Origin of the sequence: Stappia sp. ES.058 (assembly GCF_900105595.1) — a bacterium.
Taxonomy (GTDB): Bacteria; Pseudomonadota; Alphaproteobacteria; order Rhizobiales; family Stappiaceae; genus Stappia.
In genome coordinates this window covers 3,767,140-3,786,878 of sequence record NZ_LT629784.1, presented here as the reverse complement: position 1 = coordinate 3,786,878, position 19,739 = coordinate 3,767,140, and the positions used below count along the sequence as shown (strand labels likewise).

Here is a 19,739-nt window from a genome sequence, read left to right as displayed (position 1 = left end):
GCCCGGCGAGGTCCGTCCATCCCAGAAGCTATTCTATGTCCGCCGATTTCGTGTCGCCCGGCAGCGGGCCGGCCCATTCGCGCAGCTTGGCGATGGCCTTCGCGTTCAGCCCCACCGCGCCGGGGCAATCGGTGGTGCGGCCTTCGGCGGCATCGAGCAACCGCCGCGCCACGCGCGGCAGGTGTTCGCGGCCAACATCGTCGAGGCGGGAGTACCAAGCAAAAACAGTATTTCGACCGATTAACCCTTGTGCAACGTAAGGCGCATTGTCTGCCTCGCAGGCGAGATTTGAAAGGGTTCCGGCCAATTGTGTTTGGTGATCGCCCAGATCGATGCGGTCGATCCTGTCTTGCCAGAAGCGTGGTGGAAGACTGTCCGGTGGCGCTTCCGGTGCCGAAAGAGGCGCCAAGCGTTCCCGGATGCGGGTTCGCACGGTATCGTCCTCGACGCCTTTGAGGGCATTTTCAAGCAGATCGGCGAAAGCGTCATCTGCCAAAGGGCGTGTATCGGGGTTGGCGACCCAAAGGCCCGACAGGTCGTCGGTCTCGATGGTGCCGAGGGTTCGCCAAAGTTTCGCTCGATCGAGCGATGCAGCCTGAAGGCTGGCAGATCGGAGCGATGCGCCCTGAAGACTGGCCTTATCGAGCGATGCGCCCTGAAGGCCGGCGCCGATGAGCGATGCGCCCTGAAGGCTGGCGCCGTCGAGCGATGCGCCTTGAAGGTTGGCGCCGAGGAGCGATGCGCCCTGAAGGCGGGCCTCAAAGAGCGATGCGCCCTGAAGACTGGCATATTCGAGCGATGCGCCCTGAAGGTGGGCACGGTCAAGCGATGCGGCCTGAAGGCCGGCAAAATCGAGCGATGCGCCCTGAAGGTTGGCGCCGAAGAGCGATGCGCCCTGAAGACTGGCACGGTGGAGCGATGCGCCCTGAAGACGGGCGAAGTTGAGAGATGCGCCCTGAAGACTGGCACGGTGGAGCGATGCGCCCTGAAGGCTGGCAGATCGGAGCGATGCGCCCCGCAGTCTGGCTTCGAAAAAATCCACGTTCCGCAGATCCGAACGCGCGAAATTCGCGCCGCGAAGATTTCGGCCGCGCAGTGACAGGGTTCGGTCCGTCTCCCAGGGGCTTGCATCGGGCTTGTAGGTTTTCGCCCGTTCGCGAATTTTGTCGAAGGCATCGAGATCGATCAGCGTGCGGTTGTCAGGAAGTTGCAGCGCCCTGTGAAAGGGAAGCATTGCGGTTCGTTGGCTATAGCCTGGGATGTGTCCAAAGACCGTCGCCTTTGCTGTCGCAAACCAGCTGTCCTGCGGTCGGGTCCAGTTCTTCGCATCCGTTCCGCCATCGGCGAATTCGCCGGGAAAAGTGGCGATGAGGAAGGAGGATGCCAAAATGGTGACTGCTCCGAGCGCGCGGAGCGGTTTGGCCTGCCAAGGCATCCAGCGCCCGAGCCGGATCGAGGGCCAGAACAGCCAGAGCATCGCCACGCTGACAAGCAGAGCGATGCGGTGCAGCCAGGTCACGCTTTCGCTTTGATAGGGCAGGAACTGGAGCTGGAAGAAGAGCAGCAGCGCCAAGGGCGCGATCACCAGCGTGATCGTGGCGATGGCGCGCAGGAACCGGCTCGTCTGGCCGACTTGCTCGTCCTTTGTGCCGCCCAGCATCTGCACGATGAGGAAGGGATCGAGCCTTCGGCGCTCGGTGTGTTCCTCGTTTGGCCGAAGGTTCTGTCGCTCCAAGACTTCATTGAAATCCGCGACCCGTCGCCCGAGTCCGAAAAGCTGCAGGAGCAGATAAAACTGGTTGATCACGAGGAAGACCGGCGCGACGGCGAAAAAGCCGACGAGCGGCAGGTCGACATTCAGCACCGGCAGGGTCACCGGCGTTTCCAGCAGGAGATCGCGGTGCGTGACCGCGCCGACGGAAATGAAGAGATAGGCGAGAAGCAACGTATAGCCGACCCACAGGCCGCGCAGCCGGCTGGCTGCAAGGTTCACCGCGTCGCGATAGGGCGCGATCTCCGGCGGCGCGTCGCCCCGGCGCAAGGTCGTCTTCACGGATCGCAGCATGGCCCCTCCATGACGAAGCCATGCTACCCGATTTTGCGTGTGCCGCCAGCGTGAAACCCGTTTGGCGCGAAGCGTTTTCGCGTCACGTCTCGCGCTTGAGCGGGCGGGTCATCAGGTCGGTGAGCGCATCGTCGATGGACAGGCGGTTCTCCAGCACGGCGGAGACCGCGCGGCAGATCGGAAGCTCGACGCCATGGCGGGCGGCGAGCGTTCCGGCGACCGTTGCCGAATGCACGCCTTCGGCGAGCTTGTGGCCCTCGGCCATGAGCGAGGCGACGCTCGCGCCCTCGCCAAGCCGCTGACCGAAGGCGAAATTGCGCGATTGCGCCGAGCCGCAGGTCAGCACCAGATCGCCCAGCCCGGAAAGTCCGCCAAGCGTTTCGGGTTTCGCGCCGAGCGCAAGGCCGAGGCGGGTCAGTTCCGCGAAGCCGCGCGCGGTGAGCGCGGCCAGAGCGCTGGCGCCCCATTCCTTGCCGGCGACCGCGCCGCAGGCAATCGCCAGCACGTTCTTCAGGGCGCCGCCGATCTGCACGCCGGTGAGATCGGTCGCGGCATAGGGGCGGAACTGGGGAGAGGCGAGCGCCGCCGACAGCCGGTCGGCGATGTCTCCGTCCTCTGCCGCTATCGTCACGGCGGTCGGCAGGCCGCGCGCCACGTCGCCGGCGAAACTCGGACCAGACAGCACGGCCGGGACAACGCCCGGCGCGGCCTCGGCGAGAACGTCGCCGAGCAGAAGGCCCGTGTCGCGTTCGATGCCCTTGGCGCAGAGGATCACCGGCGTGCCGGGCGAAATCCGCGACGCAAGGCTTTCCGCCATGACGCGTGTCGTCTGAGCGGGCGTGACCAGCAGAACGGCGTCCGCGCCGGCAAGGGCTGCGTCGAGATCGGCGGTGGCGTGAAGCGGCGGATCAAGCCGCAGGCCGGGCAGATAGCGCGGGTTGGCGTTGTCGTCGGTCAGTGCGCGCACGGTGTCGGCATCCCGCGCCCACAGGCGCACCTCGCGGCCGGCGCGGGCGGCAACAAGCGCCAGCGCCGTGCCCCAGGCGCCGCCGCCCAGAACCGAAATTCTCCGAAACCCCGTGTCGGTCATGCAGACGTCTCCAGCCGCGTTCGCAGATCGGCGAGCGGGGCGTGAAAGCCGGTGAAGAAGCGACTTGTTCCCGCGTCGATGGCTTGGTCGATGTCCATCCAGAACAACTCGAAGCGCACCGGGTCGCCGCCCGCCGAGGGCGTCATCTCGTAGTGCTCCCAGCGGTCGCGCTGCCGCGCCGCGCCGCCCGGCGCTGTGGCCGCGTGATAGAGCCGGCGCGAATGCACGTCGCGGCCGACCTCGTTGTCGAAGAGCACCAACTGCTCGCAAAGCGTATCCAGCGCATGGGTGACCGCAAGGCCGGTTTCCTCGTGAAACTCGCGCAGCGCCGCCCCCAGATGGCTCTCGCCCGGATCGACCGTGCCGCCGGGGATCTGCAGGCCGACATGGGGCTGGTCCGGCTGGCGGAAGACCAGAAGGTCGCGGCCTGCCGTCAGGTAGATATAGGCCTTGTGCTTGAGCTTGTCGTAGGTCGCGGGCAGCGCTGCGCAAACGGTGCCTTCGAAAAATCTCGGATCGTTCACGCCTTGGCTCCCTTGCGCCCCGAACCGATCATCCCGGCGGCATTCGCATCCAGCGGCCAGCGCGGGCGCGGCGACACGTCCCGGTCGTCCACCGTCTCGCCATTGTCCGCCGCCGCCCGCATCCGCTCGATGCCGGCCCAGGCGATCATCGCCGCATTGTCGGTGCACAGCCGGTGCGGCGGCGCGACGAGCCGCGCCCCGGCGGTTCGCGTCACCGTGTCGAGCTTTTCGCGGATCTCCGAATTGGCGGCAACCCCGCCGGCCACGACCAGCACCGGCGCGACATCCGGGTGGGCCTTGACGAAAACCTCCAGCGCGCGTCGGCTCTTTTCGCCGATCACGGCGCTCACCGAGGCTTGAAAGGACGCGCAGAGATCCGAAACGGCCTGGGCATCCAGCGGCGCCGCCCGGTGAGCGGCGGTGCGCACCGCCGTCTTCAGTCCGGCGAAGGAAAGATCGATCCCCGGCCGGTCGAGCATCGGGCGCGGCAGGGGAAAGCGGCGCGCGTCCCCCGTCGCCGCTGCAGCCTCGACGGCGGGGCCGCCCGGATAGGCGAGGCCCAGAAGCTTCGCGGTCTTGTCGAAGGCCTCGCCCAGCGCATCGTCGATGGTGGAACCGAGCCTGCGATAGGCGCCGACACCCTCCACCAGCAGGAACTGGGTGTGGCCGCCGGAGACCAGCAGCAGCAGATAGGGAAAGGCGACATCGTCGCTCAGCCGCGCGGTGAGGGCGTGGCCTTCCAGGTGATTGACGGCGATCAGCGGCCTGTTCGCGGCAAGGGCTGCGGCCTTTGCGGTCATCAGGCCGACGATGACGCCGCCGATGAGACCCGGGCCGGCGGTCGCGGCGACGGCGTCGATGGTTTCGAAGGTGACGCCGGCCTCTTCCAGCGCGGCGGCGACGATACGGTCGAGCACGGAGATATGCGCGCGCGCGGCGATTTCCGGGACGACGCCGCCAAAGGCTGCGTGTTCGTCCGCCTGCGAGCGGATCACATCGGAGAGAATATGCGGGGTGCCGTCGGCGTCGAGCCGCACCACGGCGGCGGCGGTTTCATCGCAGCTCGTCTCGATGCCGAGAACGGTCAAGGACGTCGCCGCTTTGAAATCGGGGCGATTTTCGGGGTCGACCGCATTGGCCGATACGACATCAGGGTCTATCATTGATTTTTCCGCCTACCGGATGACGCCCTAGCACCAGGAATGAGCTCCTTGCAAACGAAACCTTCCGCCCCCCAGCTTCGCATCGGCACGCGCGGCAGCGCGCTCGCGCTCGCCCAGGCTTATGAAACCCGGGACCGGCTGATCGCCGCGCATGGCCTGCCGGAAAGCGCGTTCGAGATCGTCGTGATCAAGACCTCGGGCGACCGGATCCAGGACCGGCCGCTGTCCGAGGTCGGCGGCAAGGGGCTGTTCACGAAGGAAATCGAGCAGGCGATGGTCGATGGCGACATCGATATCGCCGTGCATTCGGCCAAGGACATGCCGACCGTCCTGCCCGACGGGCTGGAACTGATCGCCTTCCTGCCGCGCGAGGATGTGCGCGATGCCTTCATTTCGCCCAAGGCCGACAGGATCCAGGACCTGCCGCAGGGCGCGGTGATCGGTTCGTCCAGTCTCCGGCGTCAGGCGATGATCAAACGGCTGCGCCCGGACATCGAGGTCGTGATGTATCGCGGCAACGTGCAGACCCGGCTCAAGAAGCTCGCCGAGGGCGTGGTCGACGCCACGCTGCTCGCCAATGCGGGATTGCGGCGCCTCGGGCTTGGCGATGTCGTCACCTCGGTGATCGATCCGTCCGAATTCCTGCCGGCCGTGGGCCAGGGCGCGATCTGCATCGAGGCGCGCGCCGACGACACGGCAACGCGCGACCTGCTGGGCGCAATCCACGACCGCGAGACCGAGACCTGCCTGACGGCGGAACGCACGTTCCTGGCCGAACTCGATGGCTCCTGTCGCACGCCGATCGGCGGGCTTGCGCGGCTCGATGGCGCGCGCATCCGTTTTGACGGTCTGATCCTTCGCCCGCAGGGCGACGTCGCGCATGAGACCTTCCGTGAAGGTTCGGCATCGGATGCGGCCGCGCTTGGAAAAGACGCCGGTGCGGAGCTGAAACGACGTGGCGGTCCGGATTTCTTCAGGGATTGAGGCATGGTGCGCGTTCTGGTGACACGACCGGAACCTGCCGCCAGCCGCACCGCGCGGTCTCTTGCCGCGCGCGGTCATACGCCGTTGCTGGCGCCGATGCTGCGGATGCGCCGGCTGAGCCCGGCAGACCGGGACGTGCCGGCAGACGGCGCTGCGCTGGCGGTGACGAGCGCCCGGGCGATCGAGGCGGTGGCGGACACGCCGATGTGGGAGACCTTGCGCGATCTGCCGGTCTTCGCTGTGGGAGAGGCAACGGCCCGCGCCGCGCGGACGGCCGGCGCCGCTCGTGTCGTTCCGGCCGGTGGCGATCTTGATGCGCTTGCGGCGCAGGTGGTCCGCGCGCATCCGCGGCGGGTGATCTATCTGGCCGGGCGGCAGCGGTCCGGGGACCTTTGCGCGGTCTTGCGTGCGGCGGGGATCGCCTGCGATCTCCACGAGGTCTACGACATGGAAACGGCGCCGGCGCCATCCGAGGCGCTTCGGGCGGTCCTGGAGGAGACGGAAACGCCGCTTGCCGCGCCGGTCTATTCGCGTCGCTCCGCCGAGGCGCTCGCGGCGGCGTTGTCGGGTCTCGACTCGCAAGGAAAACTCGTTTTCTTTGCGCTGTCGGAGCAGATCGCGGACCCCTTGCGCGCGTTCGGACCCTGTCATGTCGCATCCGAACCGAGCGAACCGGCATTGATCGCCTTGCTGGAAAAGACATGTTAATCGACAGACAGATTTGTTTTGCAGCGCGAAAGCGGCAATCATGGGAGAAACCGGTTCCATCGGGGGCCGCATGTATCAGGGAAGACACCGGGCACGCGCCCGGCAGGCGAGAGGACAGTCATGGCCGCCGACAGCAAGAAGCCGGACCAGAAGAGCGACTCCGCGAAAACCTCACCGAAACCGGGGCAGGGATCGTCGTCCGGTCCGACGTCCGGTTCCGGTCGCAAGCCGGTGACCATCGATCTGGAAGCCAAGGAGGTGCCCGGCGCCAAGACAGGCGCGCAAAAGCCGGCGAGCGCCGGACAAGGGTCCGGACCCGGTGCGGCAACGGCCAAGCCGGACGAGGCAAAGGCGTCGGACGCAAAGCCGGGTGAGGCAAAGCCCACAGATCCGAAATCCGCCACATCCGGGGCGAAACCCGCATCGGCCACGCCGGGCGCGTCGTCGTCCGCGAAACCGGCATCCGCGCCCGGCGCGGCGCCGCAAAAGCCTGCGGGTTCCACCGCAAGCGGGAGCGCAGGTCCGGCTTCATCGGCGTCTGCCTCCTCTTCGTCCGGCGGTTCGTCGACGACCGGTTCGAAGTCCGGTGAAAGTGCCACGTCCACGAAGTCGGGCGGATCGGTTCCCGGCACCGGGTCCGCAACATCGGCTGCATCGTCGGCGTCCTCGGGCCCCTCTTCCGCGGCATCCGCGGACAAGGCCAAGCCTGCATCCGCGTCTGCTGCGTCTAAACCGTCCGAGGCGCCGGCCACCAAAGCGGCGAACGCCAGGGTCGGGTCCGAGAAGTCCGGCGGGGTCGGTCTCGGCGGACTGGCCGTTGCCTCCGTGCTTGGCGCGGCCGTGGTGCTTGGCGGTGCCTATGGTGCGCATCGGGCCGGCTATCTGCCCTTGACCTCCGGTTCGGCTGCAACGGAAGTGCAGTCCGCGCTGACCGCGGCGCAGAGCCGCATCGCCGGGCTTGAGGAGCGGATCGCGGATCTGGCCGACACGCGGGATGTGACCTCGTCGGCGTCCTCCGCGATCGACGATGTTCAAAGCCGACTGTCCGCCCTTGAAGCGTCGGTCGAAAGCGGGCTGCAATCGGCGGACGGGCTTTCCGATGCGGCGGCAGACCAGCTCTCGCAACTGGAAAGCGGGCTGGCCGATTTGCGCCGGTTCGTTTCGTCCGGCGGAGCGGGCGAGACGGCGGGCCTCGCCAGTCTCCAGGAGGAGCAGGCCGCGCTTCAAAAAACCGTGTCCGAACAGGGCGAAACGCTCGATGCCCTGGGTCGGCAAGCCGGCGACGGCGCGCAGGCCGGCGAGGCGGTCGAAGCGCTCGACACCCGGATTGCCGCCCTTGAGGGCACCTTCGCCACGCTCGACAAGACGCTTGGCACGCTGTCGGGCGTTGGCGATCAGCTGTCCGGCGTGCAGGAGAGCATCGCAGCACTCAAGAGCCAGGCGCCCGCGCAGGCCGAAGCGCTGGCGACCCTGACGAGCGGGCAGAGCGCGCTCCAGACCCGGGTCGACCAGGGGCTGGATGACGTGTCGACCCGGATTTCGGCTCTGGAAGACCGGATCGCGCCGATCGAGGCGCAGATGGGCGGTGTCGGTGCACGCGAGACGGCGGCACGCGCCGTTGCGGTCTCGGCGCTGAAATCGGCGATGGACCGGGGCGAGCCGTTCGAGACGGAACTTGCCGCGGTCGCCTCTTCGCTTCCCGACGATGCGGATCTTGGCGCGCTCAAGGCGCGCGCCGCCGAAGGCGTTCCCACCCGCAACGCGCTCCAGGCGAACTTCGCCGCCGCCGCGCGGGCCATGAGCGCCGAACTGGACGCACCCGCCGCCGATGACGACCTGGTCGACAGTTTCTGGTCCAACGCCCGCTCGCTGGTTTCGATCCGCCAGCCCGGCGAAAGCGATGCCAACACGCCGGCGGCAGCGCTTGGCCGTATGGAGGCGCGTGTCGACAGCGGCGATTTCGCCGGCGCGCTCAAGGCCTATGACACGTTGCCGGAGGCGGTGCAGTCCGCCGGCAGCGACTGGGCGGGCGACGCGCGCGCGCGCCTTGCCGCCGACCGTCTGGTGGACCAGGTGACTGGCGATGTGCTGAAATCGCTGAGCGCGGCGCCGCAATGAGGCCCGCGCCCGAGCCCGCCGCCGGCGCGACCGCCAGATGCCCTGCATGCCGTCGTGACCTGCCCGTTCGGGTCATGGGGAGGGAAAGATCATGATTCGCTTGTTGATATTCATTGCCCTTGTTTTCATCGTCGCGGTCGGGTCGGCCTGGATCGCCGACAAGCCGGGCATCATTACCCTCGACTGGCAGGGCTACCAGATCGAAACCGGCGTGATGACCGCCGCTGTGGCGCTGCTTGGCGTTCTGGCGGTGGGGATCATCCTCTGGAACGTCGCGCTCTACGTGTTGCGAACCCCCGACCATGTCGGCCGCTTCTTTCGCCGCAGGCGCAAGGACCGGGGCTACGACGCCATGTCGAAGGGGCTGCTGGCGCTGGGCGTGGGCGACGCCGCAGGGGCCGGACGCCACGGGGCGGAAGCCGCAAAGCTCCTGCCCGGCGAGCCGGCGACGCAGCTTCTCTTGGCGCAAAGCGCGCAGCTCGACGGACGGCACGAGGAGGCGCGGTCGCGCTTCGAGGCGATGCTCGACGATCCGGCGCTGCGCCCCGTCGGCCTGCACGGCCTCTACATCGAGGCCGAACGGCTGAACGAACCCGTGGCCGCGCGCCACTATGCCGAGGAGGCCGCCCGGCTGATGCCCGGTCTCGACTGGGCGGGTCGCGCGGTGCTCGGCTATCAGGCGGTGAGCGGCGACTGGGCCGATGCGATCAAGACGCTGGAAAAGAACTATGCCGCCAAGCTCGTCGACAAGAAGACCTTCCGCCGCCACAAGGCGGTGCTCCTGACCGCACAGGCGCTGGAGCTTGAGGACCGCGATCCCGATGCCGCCCGCCAGAAGGCGAGCGAGGCGCACGGGCTGGCGCCTGCGCTGGTGCCGGCGGCAGTGCTCGCCGCGCGCCTGGCCACGCGGCGCGGCGACATCCGCAAGGCGATGAAGGTCGTCGAGACCACCTGGAAGCTGACCCCGCATCCCGAGCTTGCCGACGCCTATGCCCATGCGCGCACGGGCGATTCGGCGCAGGACCGGCTGAAGCGGGTGAAGTCGCTCGCCGCGCTGCGCGCCCACAACGCGGAAGGCGCGCTTGCGCTGGCGCAGGCCGCCATCGAGGCGAACGAATGGGAGCTGGCGCGCAGCCAGATGAAGGCGGCGCTGCGGCTGGAGCCGACGCAGCGCGTGTTCCTGATGATGGCGGATCTGGAAGAACGCCAGCATGGCGACCGGGGCCGCGTGCGCGAGTGGCTCGCCCGCGCGGTGCGTGCGCCCTCCGATCCGGCCTGGGTGGCCGATGGCGTCGTCAGCGAGACCTGGTCGCCGGTCTCGCCGGTCGACGGGCGGCTGGACGCCTTCGTCTGGACCACCCCGCCGGCAACGCTCGACCATCACGACGATCCGCTGGAGGCCCTGGACGAGACGCTTCTGGAGGCGCTTCCGGCCGCACCCGCGCATCTGGAAGCCGTCCCGCTGGAACGCAAGCCCGCGCCGGACGCCGCGCCTGCGGCGACAGCGACGGCGGAGACCGGCGTCGTCAATCCCGCTGCAGCCGGGGCGCCCGCGTCTGCATCGCCTCCTGGCGGTGCAGCGGCGTCTGCCGCCGAAGCGCATCCGGTCGGGGATGCGACCCCTTCGGAGGACGCGTCCGCACCGGGGGAACGGGAGGCGGCGGTCACGGGCCGGACGTCGGACCCGGCGAAAGCCGCGGGCGCACCCGCGCCTTCGGCTGAAACCGCTCCTGAGGCTCGGCCGACGGACGCGACCGGAAAGACAGAGGCAGCGGCGGAAAAGTCGGCCGAGGCGAAGGGCGATGCCCCGAAGGAGGAGGCAAAGCCGGACGCCAAGCCGGATGTCAAAACGGGCGGCAAGGGAAAGGACGACCTGTCGCGACCGATCGAGTTTCCGCTGAAACACATGCCCGACGATCCGGGGCCGGACGACGATCCGGACGCGGAACGGGCGAAGAAGCCGGGCTTCCGCTTCTTCAACTGACGCTGCGGCGTCACGCGCCCGGCCGGGACGGCCGACCGTTTCGATGGCAAGGCCCCGAAGCGCCGATGGATGCGGGAGGTCTTCGCCACGGCGGCTTTCGCAGGTCTTGTTTCCGCCGCGGGGCGGGGATGCGATCCGCGTCTCGGCCTGTCCCGACCGTCATTCAGGCCGGGGCGTTTCGCTTGCCGGATCGCGCTGTTCCGACGCTTTGTCCAAAAGGCGGGAGCAGGCACGCAAAGCCTCTTGCGCCGCGTCGCCCGGTCGGGTATCAAGCGGCCACCTCGCCGAACGCCGGACAACGACGCGTTTCGCTTTGGCGGACGTCTGCGGGGTCTGCCCGTCCCCGATGACCGGGACGGCGAAACGTCCGAAGCGCCACGCTTTGGAAGAGACATACGGGACCCACACGTCCCGGTTTGGTGCGCCGGTGTAGCTCAGTTGGTAGAGCACGTCATTCGTAATGATGGGGTCGGCGGTTCGAGTCCGTTCACCGGCACCACTTTCTCATTTTTCAGTTTGACTAAACGACGATACGGTACGGAAGTTTTCTGTGCCACCGGTTTTGTTTTAGACATATTCAATGAATTTATTTGCTGTTTTTAGCGGGGACTTCGTGGTTTTACCGATGTTACCACATCTTTTAGTTCAAGCTTTTTGATGGAGCGCAGCGATGATTAGGCGTGAAGGCCAAACAGAAGGAAATGAGAAAGCGGAGCCGCAAGAAGATGGTCCTGTTTTCTGGCTTCAGGCAACGCTTGATGACATAGATGGTCTTGACTTTGAAGCGCCTATCACCGGGTGTATTTCAGCCGACTGCTACTATTTGAGTTGTTTGTACCGCGAAGAAGCAAATAGGTTGGAAGGTATAGAAGGTTGTGAATGCTCTGCGAAGGTGTTCGCGATGCTGTCCGCCGCTACGGACCTTCACTTCAAACCTAGCGACCGCGACGCACCCTTCGGCGCGATGACGATCATGGGAGACCGACGATCAGCCATTCCAGAGGACTTTCGCGGTATTCCGGTCTCGGTACTTGCCTATGCGGCCGAGAATGCCGCTAACCCGGTGCTGAGGGCGCGGCTATGTGACCTTTGTTGGCTTCTGGAGCGAAAGAGGCATCAATTGGGTCGTGCCGCAATCGCATCCTATGTTGCAATCGCGGAGGGGCTGGGTTCGGGCGCCCTCAAGGATCGTCTTGACCGCGATGATCCGCTCCTGGGGCTTACAGCACGGGATGTTCTACGACGAGCGTTGTCGATGGGTCGGCCACTAGGCTGGGACAGTGACGAGGTTATCGCCGCGCGGGAGCTGCTGTCGGCAATAAGAGCACGAGCTGTCACAAGCAGCAATCCGGTACCGGTCCATTGGTTTTTCGAGATGGACTTGGATTTTAGCAGATCCGATCCGAGCGTCATCGCGGCGGAAATAGAGGGCTATCTGACAGGGGGCGTTCCCGAACCCGGCTCCCATATGATTGTGGAGCTTTGGCGCTTGGCGGCTCGTGGGCATCATTACGCGAAGGACGAGGATGGAAAGAATCGGTGCCGGACAGGTGCCGCTGAAGCGCTGGTTGCCGAGTCTGAGAAACACACTTCAGCGATGCTGGCCTCGCACTGGCTCAGTGGAGCGATTGCCGAATATCATGGCGTGCCGGGGCAGAGAGAACGACGCACCCAACTTCGTCACAAATTAATCGACGTCCAGTCCGGTATTGCAGAGGAAATGTCGCCATTCTCCCACCCCATGGACCTCAGCGAAATCGCGGATCAGGTCAAGGGCCAGCTTGATGGCGAACGTGATCTCATCGACTTGTTGTTGATCTTTGCAGACCTGGAACGATCCCCCTCGCCGAAAAAGCTCATGGAAGATGCTGTGAAGTCTATCAACGACCATCCGCTTTCTTCCTTGTTCGGTGCGTCATTTCACGACCACGAAGGAAAAGTGATTCACAAATCCGAGGGTGGAGGTTTCGGTGATGGGGATAGCGGCGATGCTATCCGGGTGCAGATCGCTCAGCAGGAGAGCATGCGCAGGGGTATCCACGTTTCAGGACAGGTTCAGGTAGCACGCCAATACATCAACGGGAATTATTACGTCGGAGAAGATACATTTCAGGCTCTTATGCGGCACAGCCCGTTCGTCCCAGAAAATCTGGTTAACACTTTCAGTCGGGGCTTCGCCCGCTTCTTTGAAGGTGACTGCGTAAGCGCGCTCTATATCTTGACGCCAATGTTGGAAAATTCTCTTCGCCATATTCTGAAACTGAATGGCCATGACGTCACAACGTTCGACGACGCCAAGCAGTTACAAGAAGATCGCACCATATCGGCGCTTTTTGAGTATATGCGTCCGGAATTAGAAGAAGTGTTTGGCGATGCCATCACAACTGATATCGATAGCGTTTTCTTGTCCAAACCTGGACCAAGCCTTCGCCATAAAGTTGCTCATGGACTCCTAAACGACAGTAGCCCCTACGGCGCCGACGCCGTTTATGCTTGTTGGCTTATATTTCGATTGTGCGCTATCCCTCTATTTGAACAACGTGATCATATTGAGTTACCTTAATAAAAATTGAATTATCGCGCTCAAAATAGGATATTTACAAAATTACTTTTATTTTACTTTTAAAATTCATGTTTATTCATTAAAACTTCCCCTCACTCCCCGCTACACACTTCCTTTACGATCGGGTCGTCTGAAAGCTGCTCCCAGCCCGCATCGGGGATTTCTGTCGGATCGACGGTCTCGCCCGGCAGCAGGTCGATGCGGCGGTTCTGGTCGCAATCGTAGATCTGGCGCAATTCGCGCGGCGGCTCGAAGCGGGCGAAGAGATAGAGCGCCGCCTTGCGGTAGCGCGGAGCGTTTTCGTTGGTCTCGATGCTCGGCCGGTCGAGCGCGACCAGCCGGTTGATGCGCGGCTTCACAAGCGTCCAGGGCTGCAGGATGTTTGAGGTCTCATAGGTGCGCACCACCTCCAGCCCGTTCGGCAGGCCGCGCGTCGTGCGATCGACCCAGTCGTATTCCGTCCAGATCGTGTAGGCGAGCATGGCAAGCCCGGCAGCGGCCGGTGCCAGCCAGCGCGGCAGGCGGCTGCCGACAAGGTGGTTCCCCAGCATCACGAGGCCGGCGACGGCAATGCCGAGAATGAGGGTGCTGATCAGCGTGAAAACCATGGGTTGCGCGTCTTTCGGTGTGCGGCGGGGCCGATGGATCTGGCGGCCTGTATCCGTGTTCGTCGTGGCGGCTCGGTCTTATTGCCAAGCTTCTTGCGCAAACGGGCGGCTGGCAAGCGCGAGGATCGCCCGGTCTGTGCATTGCGGGGACAGGCGGTTCGGGTGCGGGGCCATGCCGGGTCGAAGGGGCCCTTGCCGTCCGGCTCAGGGCGCGCGGTCGATCAGCTGCGTCAGCGCTGTCTTGAGGACATCGGCATTGTCCGGCCCGAGCGCCTCGAGCAGGCGGCCCTGATGCGCCATCGCGCCGGCGATCAGCACGTCGGCACGCTCCTCGCCGGCCGGCGTGAGCCGGACCCAGACCCGGCGTCGGTCGCCGCTGTCCGCGTGACGCTCCACAAGGCCCTGGATGACAAGCTTTTCCACGGTCTTGGAGATTGCGGGCTGCTGCGCGAGACAGCTGTGGGCCAGTTCGCCGACTGTCAGCCCCTTTTTCGTTCCCTTCAATGACGCGAGGATGCGCCAGACCGCGATGGACACGCCTTGCGCGCGCACCTCCTGATGGAACTCCGCGCTGGCGACGCTGGAGGCGCGGGCCAGCAGGTAGAGCAGATAGCCGTCGACGAAGCGGCCGGTCCCGGTCATGGCCGGGCCGGGGCATAGCGAGGGGTGGCGTAGCGTCCGCCATGGTAGAGGAGCGGTTCACGTTCGCGGGCCTCAAAGGCTTCCACCGCGCCGAGGAAGACGATGTGATCGCCCCCTTCGACCTGCGCGTCATGGCTGCACTGGAACACGGCCGTGACCCCGGAAAGGAGTGGAACACCGCCGAGGCCGGGGCGCCAGTCGACATCGGCGAACCGGTCCTGCGCGGGTCTGGCGAACCGGTCGGACAGCGCGCGCTGATCGGATGCGAGCACATTGACCGCGTAGTGGGAGGCCCGTTCGAATGCCATCAGATTGCGCGAGGCGCGGGCAAGGCTCCACAGAACCATCGGCGGATCCAGCGAAACGGAATTGAAGGAGTTCGCGGTCAGGCCGACGGGTCGCCCGGCCTCGTCCAGCGTGGTGACGATGGTCACGCCGGTGGCGAAACGGCCAAGCGCTGCACGGAATTCACGGTGGTCGGTCATCATGGCGTGGTCCCTGTCTCGCGACTGGATCATTCAGACATAAAAATATTCCTTTTCATACAATAACGATATTGCTACGATCCTCCAAGTTCTTTTCGGTTCCTGCGCCAAGCCATGGCCGGAAACAACATTCGGGAGGGTTCGCATGCTTGCCGATCGGATCGAGGGAAAATGGATCGACGCCTTCGAGCGTGTGTTTTCCCTGTGCAAGGTGACGAAGGGTGAAACCGTCGCGCTTTTGTCCGAAACCCAATCCCGGCCCCTCAACGTTCACATCGCAGAACTTGCCTTGCACAGGTTCGGGGCCACCGTCTTTCATGTGGTGGTGCCGACGCCGCCGCAGGACAGCCCCGTGCCGGTGCGCTCGACCGGCGCCTCGGCCGCGCTTGGCGGACAGGACGCTGTGGTAGCCGCACTCGCGGCCAGCGGGCTTGTCGTGGACCTCACCGTCGAGGGCCTGCTGCACGCCCCCGAGCTGCCCCGCATTCTGGAGCATGGCGCGCGGTTGCTGATGATTTCCAACGAGCATCCGGACGCGCTGGAGCGATTGTTGCCGCAGCCGCGCGACAAGGACCGCGTGCGTGATGCCGTCGCCCGAATTCGCGCCTGTTCCGTGATGACGGTGACCTCGAAAGCCGGAACCGACCTCACGGTGGCGATGCCGGATGCCTCCACGGTCGGCGTCTGGGGCTGGTGCGACCGGCCCGGCAGCGTCGCGCACTGGCCCGCGGGCCTCGTCGTCAGTTTCCCGAAGGCCGGCAGCGTCAACGGCACGCTGGTGCTCGACGCGGGCGATGTGAATCTCACCTTCAAGCGCTACCTGGAAAGCCCGGTCCGGCTGACCATCGTCGACGACTACGTCACGGAGATCGACGGCCACGGCACCGATGCCGAACTGACCCGCCGCTATCTGGCCGCCTGGGGCGACCGCGATGCCTATGCGGTCAGCCATGTCGGTTTCGGAATGAACGAGGCGGCGCGTTACGAAGCGCTCACCATGTACGATCAGCGCGAGACCAACGGTACGGAAGTGCGCGCCTATTCCGGCAATTTCCTGTTTTCCACCGGCGCGAACGAGTTCGCCGGGCGGTTCACCAAGGGGCATTTCGACATTCCCGTGCGCGGTTGCACCATCGCGCTCGACGGCGAGGCGGTCGTTGTCGACGGCGATCTGATCGAGGCGCTGAGATGAGTGGCGAAGATCATATCCGCGCAACCGGCGGCGCGCGCTCTGTCGTGTTTCTTCACGGGATCGGCGCGGGCGCCGAAATGTTCGCCCCGCAGATTTCCGGTCTGGGCAAGCGGTGCGATGCCATCGGCTGGAACCTGCCCGGCTACGGCGGGCACGATCTCGACGGTGAGATGACTTTCGACGGGTTGACGGAAGGGCTGCTCGCGTTTCTCGACCGGCTGCATCTCGCCCGTGTCGACCTCGTCGGCCATTCCATCGGCGGCATGCTGGCGCAGGCCTTTGTCGCCCGGCATCCGGAGCGGGTGCGCACGCTGGTGCTTTCGGCAACGACCGCGGCTTTCGGCAGCCGTGACGGCAGTTTCCAGAAACAGTTCGTCACTGAGCGGCTCGCGCCGCTCGATGCCGGACGGACCATGCCGGATCTGGCGGCGGAATTCGTGCCTGGTCTCGTCGGATCGCAGGCGCTGCCAGAGGCGGCGGAGCAGGCGCGCGCGGCGATGTCGCAGGTGCCGGAGGCAACCTATCGGGCCGCGATTCGCTGTCTTGCGACCTTCGACGAACGCGAGGCGCTTTCGCGCATTCCGGTGCCGGTGCTGCTCATTGCCGGCGGCGAGGACCAGAATGCGCCGGCGCCGACGATGCGGCGCATGTCGGAGAAGATTTCGGGAGCGTGCTTCGTCGAGCTGGACGGCATCGGCCATCTGGCGCCGCTGGAATGCCCCGACGCCTTCACCGGAGAGATCCAAAGCTTCCTGAACGACACTGCCCTTTAAGAAAGACAAGCCAGAGAGGACCCGCTCCATGACCATCGCCGTCCCTGACGAAACGGACATCGACCGGCCGATCTTCGATCCCGCAGCGTTCCGGCTCACCGGTCAGGAAGCCGAACTGACCCAACTCGCGCGCCGCGTCGCGAAGTCGAAGTTCGCTCCGCGCGCGCAGATGTACGATCGTGAAGCCACCTTCCCGACGGAAAATTACCGCGACATGCACGAAGCCGGGCTCCTGGGCATTTGCGTGCCGAAGGAAAACGGCGGTCACGGTGCGCCGTTTCGCGCCTACATGATGACGGCCGCCGAGATCGGGCGCTATTGCGGGGCGACCGCGCTCACCTGGAACATGCATGTCTGTTCGTGCCTGTGGACGGGCGCGCTGACAGACGATCTCGAGATGAGCGCGGCCGACCGCGAGTTGCATCTGGAGCGTCGCGCCCGCCACTATGCCCGCATCCTCGACGAGGGTGCGATCTATTCGCAGCCGTTTTCCGAAGGCGGCGCGGCCGCGGCGGGTGCCGCGCCTTTTTCCACCAACGCCAAACAGGTCGACGGCGGCTGGCTGATCAACGGCAAGAAGATCTTCGCCTCGCTCTCGGGGCACGCGGATTACTACGGCATTCTCTGCGGCGAGATGAAGGAGGGGGAAAAGCCCTCGCGCCGCGACACGATGTATATCGCCGTGCCGGCGCGGGCCGAGGGCGTGGAGGTCGTCGGCGACTGGGATCCGCTCGGCATGCGCGGCACGGTCTCGCGCACGCTGATCTTCAAGGATGTCTTCGTGCCGGACGACGAGCAGCTGATGCCGCGCGGCGTCTACTATCAGGCGGCGAGCCGCTGGCCGCACATGTTCATGACGCTGTCGCCGACCTACATGGGCATCGCCCAGGCGGCCTATGACTTCACCGTCAAGTACCTGCGCGGCGAATGGCCCGGCCTGCCGCCGGTCAAGCGGCGGATGTTCCCGACAAAGCAGATCGGCGTCGCCCAGATGCAGCTGATGCTGGAGCAGACCAAGGCGCTGTGGTTCCAGGCGATCACGGAAGCCGGTCCCGATCCCACGCGCGAACAGATGATGCGCGCCTGGGCGGCGCATTATACGGTGATGGAAAATGCCAACGAGATCTGCCAGCTTGCCGTGCGCACCTGCGGGGGACAATCGATGCTCAAGACCCTGCCACTCGAGCGGATGTACCGCGACAGCCGGTGCGGCTCGCTGATGCTGCCCTGGACGGCGGAGATCTGTCTCGACAGAATTGGCCGCGAGAGCCTGTATCTGCCGGGAGAAAGCGACGCGTGACCTCCATCGACAGCTGGATCGAAGCGCATGCCCGCTTCACCCCCGACAAGCCGGCGGTGCTCTTCGACGGCGAGGTCCTGACCTATCGCGACATGGCGCGCGCGATCGGCTCGGTCGCGGGCCTTCTGCGCGAGCGCCACGGCATCGGGCGGGGCGAGCGGATCGCTTATCTCGGCACCAATGCACCGGACACGCTGGTGCTGCTGTTCGCCGTCGCGCGTCTCGGCGCCATTCTGGTTCCGCTCAATTGGCGCCTCGCGCCACCGGAGCTCGCCCATGCGGTGAGCGACAGCGGTGCGCGTGTGCTGATCCACCAGCCGGCCTTTTCGGATACCGTGAAGGCGATGGCGGCGGAAGGAACGCTCCCTGAATGCGTCAGCGCCGATCCGGGCGACGGCGGTCTCATCCGCAGGGCCGCGGGGCATGTGCCCGTCAGCGCCGGTGCGGCGCCTGGCCGGGCCGACGACGCGCTGCTTCTGGTCTACACTTCAGGCACGACGGGCCGGCCGAAAGGAGCGGTCCTGACGCAGGCGGCGGTTCAGGCCAACGCACTCAATGCCATGCACATGCAGGGCCTGACGAGCGACGACACGGTCCTGACGGTGTTGCCGATGTTTCATGTCGGCGGGCTGAACATCCAGACCACGCCGGCGTTCTACGTCGGCGCAAGCGTGATCCTGCATGATCGTTTCCATGCCGAAACGGTGTTGAAGAGTATTTCCGCCGACCGGCCGAGCGTAACCGTCCTGGTTCCGGCCACGCTTGCCGCGGTTCTGGCGCATCCGGCGTGGTCGGACACGGACCTGTCGAGCCTGCGGCTGGTGGCGACCGGGTCTTCAGACGTGCCGCGCGAGTTGATGGGCGGGTTCGTCGGTCGCGGCGTTCCGGTTCTTCAGGTCTATGGCGCGACGGAGACCGGACCGGTCTCGATCTATCAACGGCTCGACGACGCGCCGGGCGAGTTCGGCGCCATCGGGCGTGCGGGACTGCACACGACCGCGCGTATCATGATCAACGGCCGGGAAGCCGAGACGGGAGAGGTCGGCGAGATTGAACTCAAGGGCCCGAATGTCACCGCCGGATACTGGAACCGGCCCGAAGCGACCCGCGACAGCTTTCACGATGGCTGGTTTCGCACCGGCGATCTTGCGGAAATGGATGCCGCCGGCGTCTACTGGTTTCGCGACCGTTTGAAGAATGTGATCATCTCGGGCGGCGAGAACATCTATCCGGCGGAGATCGAACGGATCCTGCAGGGGTTTTCGCAGGTGCGCGAGGCCGCCGTCGTCGGCGTCGCCAGTTCCCGGTGGGGCGAGACCCCCGTCGCGGTCGTGGTTCCGACGTCGGAAGGCGGCTGCGACCAGCAGACGCTTCTCGACCAGTTCGACGGGCGCCTCGCCCGCTACAAGCATCCGAAATCGGTGGTTTGCGTTTCGGCACTTCCGCGCAATGCTCTGGGCAAGATCCAACTGGATAAGGTCCGCAAAATGGCGGAGGATGCCCTTTCGAGCGAGACCGCAAGCAAAAAAGCCTGAAAAAC

Annotated in this window: 17 protein-coding genes and 1 tRNA gene; 10 read left to right on the top strand and 8 right to left on the bottom strand. The window is 65.5% G+C overall.

Going from position 1 to position 19,739, the window contains the following annotated elements; translation table 11 throughout:
* Window positions 1-28: 28 nt before the first annotated feature.
* From BLU32_RS17595 to tsaD, 4 genes are all read right to left on the bottom strand, one after another.
* Complete coding sequence (locus BLU32_RS17595) at window positions 29-2,065, bottom strand: pentapeptide repeat-containing protein (protein ID WP_093809102.1); 2,037 nt, start codon at window positions 2,063-2,065, stop codon at window positions 29-31.
* Window positions 2,066-2,147: 82 nt separating this feature from the next.
* The gene (locus BLU32_RS17590) at window positions 2,148-3,155 is read right to left on the bottom strand and encodes an NAD(P)H-dependent glycerol-3-phosphate dehydrogenase (protein ID WP_093809100.1); all 1,008 of its coding nucleotides are present in this window, start codon (window positions 3,153-3,155) and stop codon (window positions 2,148-2,150) included.
* On the bottom strand, window positions 3,152-3,679 hold the full coding sequence (locus BLU32_RS17585; RefSeq protein WP_244501731.1) for an NUDIX domain-containing protein: 528 nt from the start codon (window positions 3,677-3,679) through the stop codon (window positions 3,152-3,154). Before BLU32_RS17585 ends, BLU32_RS17590 begins: the two co-directional genes overlap by 4 nt.
* Entirely contained in the window at window positions 3,676-4,842 is a 1,167-nt protein-coding gene (tsaD, locus tag BLU32_RS17580; protein ID WP_093809098.1) for a tRNA (adenosine(37)-N6)-threonylcarbamoyltransferase complex transferase subunit TsaD, read from the bottom strand. Before tsaD ends, BLU32_RS17585 begins: the two co-directional genes overlap by 4 nt.
* A gap of 39 nt (window positions 4,843-4,881) precedes the next feature.
* On the opposite strand from tsaD, the gene hemC reads away from it, so the two are divergent.
* Entirely contained in the window at window positions 4,882-5,826 is a 945-nt protein-coding gene (gene hemC / locus BLU32_RS17575; RefSeq protein WP_093809096.1) for a hydroxymethylbilane synthase, read from the top strand.
* Between the two features lie 3 nt (window positions 5,827-5,829).
* Window positions 5,830-6,534: a uroporphyrinogen-III synthase gene (locus BLU32_RS17570; RefSeq protein WP_093809094.1), complete on the top strand. Its 705-nt coding sequence runs from the start codon at window positions 5,830-5,832 to the stop codon at window positions 6,532-6,534.
* Between the two features lie 38 nt (window positions 6,535-6,572).
* Here BLU32_RS17570 and BLU32_RS17565 read toward each other — a convergent pair whose 3' ends face one another.
* Window positions 6,573-7,238, bottom strand: coding sequence for a hypothetical protein (locus BLU32_RS17565; RefSeq protein WP_157727727.1), 666 nt, complete (start codon window positions 7,236-7,238; stop codon window positions 6,573-6,575).
* Window positions 7,239-7,359: 121 nt separating this feature from the next.
* Between BLU32_RS17565 and BLU32_RS17560 the strand changes: the two genes are divergently transcribed.
* The 4 genes from BLU32_RS17560 (at window position 7,360) to BLU32_RS17545 (ending at window position 13,199) form a co-directional block, all read left to right on the top strand.
* Window positions 7,360-8,652: a mitofilin family membrane protein gene (locus BLU32_RS17560; RefSeq protein ID WP_093809090.1), complete on the top strand. Its 1,293-nt coding sequence runs from the start codon at window positions 7,360-7,362 to the stop codon at window positions 8,650-8,652.
* Window positions 8,653-8,743: 91 nt separating this feature from the next.
* Complete coding sequence (locus BLU32_RS17555; RefSeq protein ID WP_093809088.1) at window positions 8,744-10,636, top strand: heme biosynthesis protein HemY; 1,893 nt, start codon at window positions 8,744-8,746, stop codon at window positions 10,634-10,636.
* A gap of 423 nt (window positions 10,637-11,059) precedes the next feature.
* Window positions 11,060-11,135 (top strand) — tRNA-Thr (locus BLU32_RS17550).
* Between the two features lie 171 nt (window positions 11,136-11,306).
* A complete protein-coding gene (locus tag BLU32_RS17545; RefSeq protein WP_093809086.1) occupies window positions 11,307-13,199 on the top strand; it encodes a DUF4209 domain-containing protein in 1,893 nt (630 codons plus the stop codon).
* Between the two features lie 92 nt (window positions 13,200-13,291).
* Here the strand turns inward: BLU32_RS17545 and BLU32_RS17540 are convergent, their stop codons facing one another.
* The 3 genes from BLU32_RS17540 to BLU32_RS17530 form a co-directional block, all read right to left on the bottom strand.
* Window positions 13,292-13,807, bottom strand: coding sequence for a hypothetical protein (locus BLU32_RS17540; RefSeq protein ID WP_093809084.1), 516 nt, complete (start codon window positions 13,805-13,807; stop codon window positions 13,292-13,294).
* Between the two features lie 204 nt (window positions 13,808-14,011).
* Complete coding sequence (locus tag BLU32_RS17535) at window positions 14,012-14,449, bottom strand: MarR family winged helix-turn-helix transcriptional regulator (protein WP_093809082.1); 438 nt, start codon at window positions 14,447-14,449, stop codon at window positions 14,012-14,014.
* The gene (locus BLU32_RS17530; protein ID WP_197673633.1) at window positions 14,446-14,937 is read right to left on the bottom strand and encodes a flavin reductase family protein; all 492 of its coding nucleotides are present in this window, start codon (window positions 14,935-14,937) and stop codon (window positions 14,446-14,448) included. The genes BLU32_RS17535 and BLU32_RS17530 overlap by 4 nt, the downstream gene beginning before the upstream one ends.
* 142 nt (window positions 14,938-15,079) lie before the next feature.
* On the opposite strand from BLU32_RS17530, the gene BLU32_RS17525 reads away from it, so the two are divergent.
* Genes BLU32_RS17525 through BLU32_RS17510 form a run of 4 tightly spaced genes read left to right on the top strand, consistent with a single transcriptional unit; the run spans window position 15,080 to window position 19,734 of the window.
* Window positions 15,080-16,126, top strand: a complete 1,047-nt coding sequence (locus BLU32_RS17525) for a peptidase M29 (protein ID WP_093809080.1) — start codon at window positions 15,080-15,082, stop codon at window positions 16,124-16,126.
* Window positions 16,123-16,899: an alpha/beta fold hydrolase gene (locus BLU32_RS17520; protein ID WP_093809078.1), complete on the top strand. Its 777-nt coding sequence runs from the start codon at window positions 16,123-16,125 to the stop codon at window positions 16,897-16,899. The genes BLU32_RS17525 and BLU32_RS17520 overlap by 4 nt, the downstream gene beginning before the upstream one ends.
* Window positions 16,900-16,927: 28 nt before the next feature.
* On the top strand, window positions 16,928-18,199 hold the full coding sequence (locus BLU32_RS17515) for an acyl-CoA dehydrogenase family protein (protein WP_093809076.1): 1,272 nt from the start codon (window positions 16,928-16,930) through the stop codon (window positions 18,197-18,199).
* Window positions 18,196-19,734, top strand: coding sequence for a class I adenylate-forming enzyme family protein (locus BLU32_RS17510; RefSeq protein ID WP_197673632.1), 1,539 nt, complete (start codon window positions 18,196-18,198; stop codon window positions 19,732-19,734). Before BLU32_RS17515 ends, BLU32_RS17510 begins: the two co-directional genes overlap by 4 nt.
* Window positions 19,735-19,739: the final 5 nt, after the last annotated feature.